The organism is Arthrobacter sp. HMWF013 (assembly GCF_003061105.1).
Classification (GTDB): domain Bacteria; phylum Actinomycetota; class Actinomycetes; order Actinomycetales; family Micrococcaceae; genus Arthrobacter.
Genome location: NZ_QAIQ01000547.1, coordinates 1 through 3637, shown reverse-complemented (window position 1 = coordinate 3637; position 3637 = coordinate 1). Strand labels below are relative to the sequence as shown.

The window sequence follows — 3637 nt, the reverse complement described above, 5'->3', positions numbered from 1 at the left end:
AGAACGCCAACGAGCAGGACCAGGCTTCACGCTAGCCAGCAGCACCCAAGCATTCACCGCGAGGGCCCGGACACAGCACAGTGTCCGGGCCCTCCGGCGTTAACAAGCGCTCCCGCGTTAACAGGCCCCTTGGCGTCGGGGGCGATTGTCCGCCCACCGGGCGTACCGGCCCTACGGGACGGGTTCGACGTCGTTCGCGTGGTCCAGCGCGCCAGCCTTCCTGGCAGTGGACGTTCCGCCGTCCCCGCGCAGCTCATCGAGCCGGACCAGGATGACGCCGCCCACAATGAGCACACCGCCCAGCAGCTGGATGGCACCGGGGAGTTCACCCAGCAGCAGCCACGCCCAGATGACGGCGAACAGCACCTCTGTCAGCGACACGAAGGAAGCCACCTTGGATCCCAGGGCGCGGGCCGCCATGATGCCGGAGACGTAGGCCAGGACCGTGGCGAGGATGATCAGGCCGGCCAGCGAAACCCACCACGGCGTGATCCAGGGTCCAAGCCTCGTATCCGCGGTGCTGAACGCCATGGGAAGCAGGCCCGTGGCTGCGGTCAGCCACATCACGGCTGCACCCACCATCAGCCCGACGGATGCGAGCACGATGGGTGGCAGCGACTCGTTCTCCTTCGCCGTGATGAAGAAGTAGATGGCGAGGCAGACCGCCGCGGCCATGCCCCAGAGGACCCCGATGAGGTCGATCTTGACGGCTCCGGTGAAGTCCAGCACCAGGACCAGGCCGGCCAGGGACAGGAGTGTTCCGGCGAACGTGGCGGCCCGTGGCCTTTTCCTGCTCGCAGCCCAGAGCCACAACACGATGAGGACGGGGGCCAGGTATTCGAGCAACAGGGCCACACCCACGGAGAGCCGGGCCACGGCGTTGAAGTAGAACAGCTGGCACGCGGCCACCCCGATCAGCCCGAACAGGCCAATGGTGACCCAGTTGTCCCGCAACTGGTGCCAGCGGCCCCGCAATGCCAGGACGGCAGGGACCGCCAGGATCAGCGCGGCCCCGGTCAGGCGCGCGGTGACGGCAGCGCCCGGTGACCAGCCTGTCTCCAGGAGGGCTTTGGCGAAGGATCCGGAAAGTCCGAACACGGCCGAAGAGAACAGCGCAATGCCCAGGCCGGAGCCAAGGATCGAACGCACGGCTACGGGATTGCGGGCGGCAGGCACCGTGACCTCCTGTCAGGAGTAAAGTGGGGTAATGGTCCTGACATTACGCCCGCCCCTAGTAAGGAGTCAAGATGGTCTTTGCCCCTGACACTGAGATCGCCCTGCGCACCGTGGTCAACCTGATCAACACCGCAGCAAACGGAAGGGAAATGTTGGTCACCGTGGCCGACCTGGACGGGTTCCTTGAGACGGAGGGGTTCAGCGGGTCCCGTACGGGAGAAGAGGCCGAGGTAGGCAGTGTCCGGGAACTCCGGAGCCGCCTGACGGAACTGTGGAACGCCGACGAGGACATGGCAGTAGCTGCGGTCAACAGCCTGTTGCGGGAGGCCAACGCCCTTCCCCAGCTGATAAAGCACGACGGGTGGGACTGGCATCTGCACGCCACCACCAGGGAGGCACCACTGGCCGAGCGGATGGGGACAGAGGCTGCCATGGCCCTTGCGGACGTCATCCGCAGCAAGGAGATGGACCGCATGCTGGTATGTGCGGCTGCTGACTGCGACGCCGTGGTACTGGACCTCAGCCGAAACCGTTCCAAGCGGTATTGCGATACCGGGAACTGCGCCAACCGCGCGCATGTTGCTGCCTATCGCGCGCGAAGGGTCACAGCCGGCTGAGCCGGCCTGCGGGACTTAAGGGTTGCCGGTTCCCTGGCTGTCCGCGTCAGGCGCCTCGGGCGTTCCGCCTGGCCGGTCCTGTCCGCGGGCACCGAAGCCGTGCGAAGCATTCTTGGCTGAACTCAGGTTGACACCGGAGCCCTTGCCCAGGTGTTCGGCGTTTTCCTTGTAGCTCATGGAGAGCATGGCGGCGATCACCAGGGTGACGATGAAGGCGATTCCGGCGCCGGTAAAAGCGAGATCGAAACGCGGCGTCCGGGCGCTGCCACCGGAAGCGAAGACCAGAACGGCCACAAAAGCGAGGGCGGCCCAGAACGCAGAGAACATCAGCGGCCCCTTCACCGAGGTCCGCAGCTTGCGCGGTTTTCCTGGTTTTTGGTCTGCCAAGGTAAGTTCCTCTCCTCCAGCCACGCCGGAGGGCTGCTGGTCTGATGTATGCGGTGGCCCGCGGATAACCGGTGGGGCACTGCGGCATTTCTACGCCGGGTAGAACCCGTTCGCTTCTAGTTTACGGCTTCGGGAGGGCAGGCCGGGAATCGTGCCTCAGGCTCAGCCCGGACAGTATCCACAGAACGCCGGAGATGATGGCCCCGCCACCGGCGACACCGAGCAGGGCGTGGGCTCCCAGGCTGATGAAAAAGGGCAGTGCAGCTGCGGTGCCCAGACCGATGATTCCTGATGCCACCCAGTCCCGGGCCAGCACGTGCCGCCCGCGGTGCCGGAGCCCGCAGTACAGTTCCGTGGCCCCCGCGATTCCGAGGCCCAGTGCCGCGACGGTCCCGAAGACGCCATCGCCGTGAAGCAGCACTGCGGCGGCACCGGCACCCGTCAGCGCAGCCCCGCCGGCGGAAAGGATTTTGCCGGGCGCCCCGTCGCGTGCGAAGCCTGTCTTCGGGAGTCCCCAGAGGAGCAATGCACCCGTGGCCAGCAGGTACAGGCCGCCGGCGAAGCCCATGACCTCAACGGACGGTCCGGGCCAGAAGATGGTCAGGACTCCGAAGGCCAGGGCGGCAAGGGCCCGCAGCAGTACCGGCTTCCACAGGTCAGCCTGCCTGGCGGTTTCTGCAGCGGTGCCGGCGGGTGTCAGAGGTGGGTTCACCGGTCCAGTTTAGTGGCCGTGCACCCTAGGGCGAACCCAGCACCATCCAGCGGTCAGACCGGGCCCGCATCCCCAGGGTCACTGCCCGGGCACTCATGTAACCGAGGGCAAACGCGGCCCAAAGCCAGGCGAGTCCTGCGGCGGAGGAGATGCCGGTGAGGGCCACAGCTGCAAGCAGGGGCGCATAGACCGCCAGGTTGGCCACCCCCGCCACCGCCAGGTACCTGGCATCCCCGGCGCCGATCAGCACGCCGTCGAGCACAAAGACGTAGCCGGCGATGGGCTGGCCGGCGGCCAGGATCCACAGGGCATAGGTCAGGGCGGACTGGACTCCTGCGTCGGCTGTGAACAGCGCGCCAACCCACGGCGCGGCCACGGCCAGCAGGACACCGGTGACCACTCCGAAGCCGGCGCCCCAGCGGATCATGGTCCGGGTCAGGAGCCGGGCACGCTGGGGATGGGAAGCCCCCAGTTCCTTGCCGATCAGCGCCTGCGCGGCGATGGCCAGGGCGTCCAGGGCAAAAGCGAGGAAGGAGAAAATGGTCATGGCGAGCTGGTGTGCGGCGAGGTTTACGGCGCCCTGTCCCGTCACCACAAACACTGTGGCCAGGATGGCGATGCGCAGGCTCAGCGTGCGGAGCATCAGCCACGAGCCCACGCGGGTCATGGCCCGGACTCCGCGCCAGTCCGGCCACAGGCTGATGCCATGGCGGGCGGCGTTCCGCTGGACCATCATCAGGTAGAC

At 67.0% G+C, this 3637-nt stretch carries 5 protein-coding genes; 1 reads left to right on the top strand and 4 read right to left on the bottom strand.

What is annotated here, in order from left to right; genetic code table 11:
• Positions 1-171: 171 nt before the first annotated feature.
• Positions 172-1176 (bottom strand): EamA family transporter, encoded by a 1005-nt coding sequence (locus DBR22_RS18765; protein ID WP_108600246.1) that lies wholly within the window; start codon positions 1174-1176, stop codon positions 172-174.
• Between the two features lie 71 nt (positions 1177-1247).
• Here DBR22_RS18765 and DBR22_RS18760 point away from each other — a divergent pair, with 71 nt between their 5' ends.
• Positions 1248-1793 carry a CGNR zinc finger domain-containing protein gene (locus DBR22_RS18760; RefSeq protein WP_108600245.1) on the top strand — a complete coding sequence of 182 codons (546 nt, stop codon included), beginning with the start codon at positions 1248-1250 and terminating at the stop codon, positions 1791-1793.
• Between the two features lie 15 nt (positions 1794-1808).
• Here DBR22_RS18760 and DBR22_RS18755 read toward each other — a convergent pair whose 3' ends face one another.
• From DBR22_RS18755 to DBR22_RS18745, 3 genes are all read right to left on the bottom strand, one after another.
• A complete protein-coding gene (locus DBR22_RS18755) occupies positions 1809-2180 on the bottom strand; it encodes a hypothetical protein (RefSeq protein ID WP_108600244.1) in 372 nt (123 codons plus the stop codon).
• A gap of 121 nt (positions 2181-2301) precedes the next feature.
• Positions 2302-2892: a hypothetical protein gene (locus tag DBR22_RS18750; RefSeq protein ID WP_108600243.1), complete on the bottom strand. Its 591-nt coding sequence runs from the start codon at positions 2890-2892 to the stop codon at positions 2302-2304.
• A 25-nt stretch (positions 2893-2917) separates the two neighbouring features.
• Positions 2918-3637: MATE family efflux transporter (locus DBR22_RS18745; RefSeq protein ID WP_258229300.1), on the bottom strand; the 720-nt coding region annotated here is incomplete at its 5' end.

What these genes read in the sequence shown, in the direction of transcription:
- DBR22_RS18760 (WP_108600245.1), top strand. Translation starts at nt 1,248, where the DNA reads ATGGTCTTTGCCCCTGACACTGAGATCGCCCTGCGCACCGTGGTCAAC.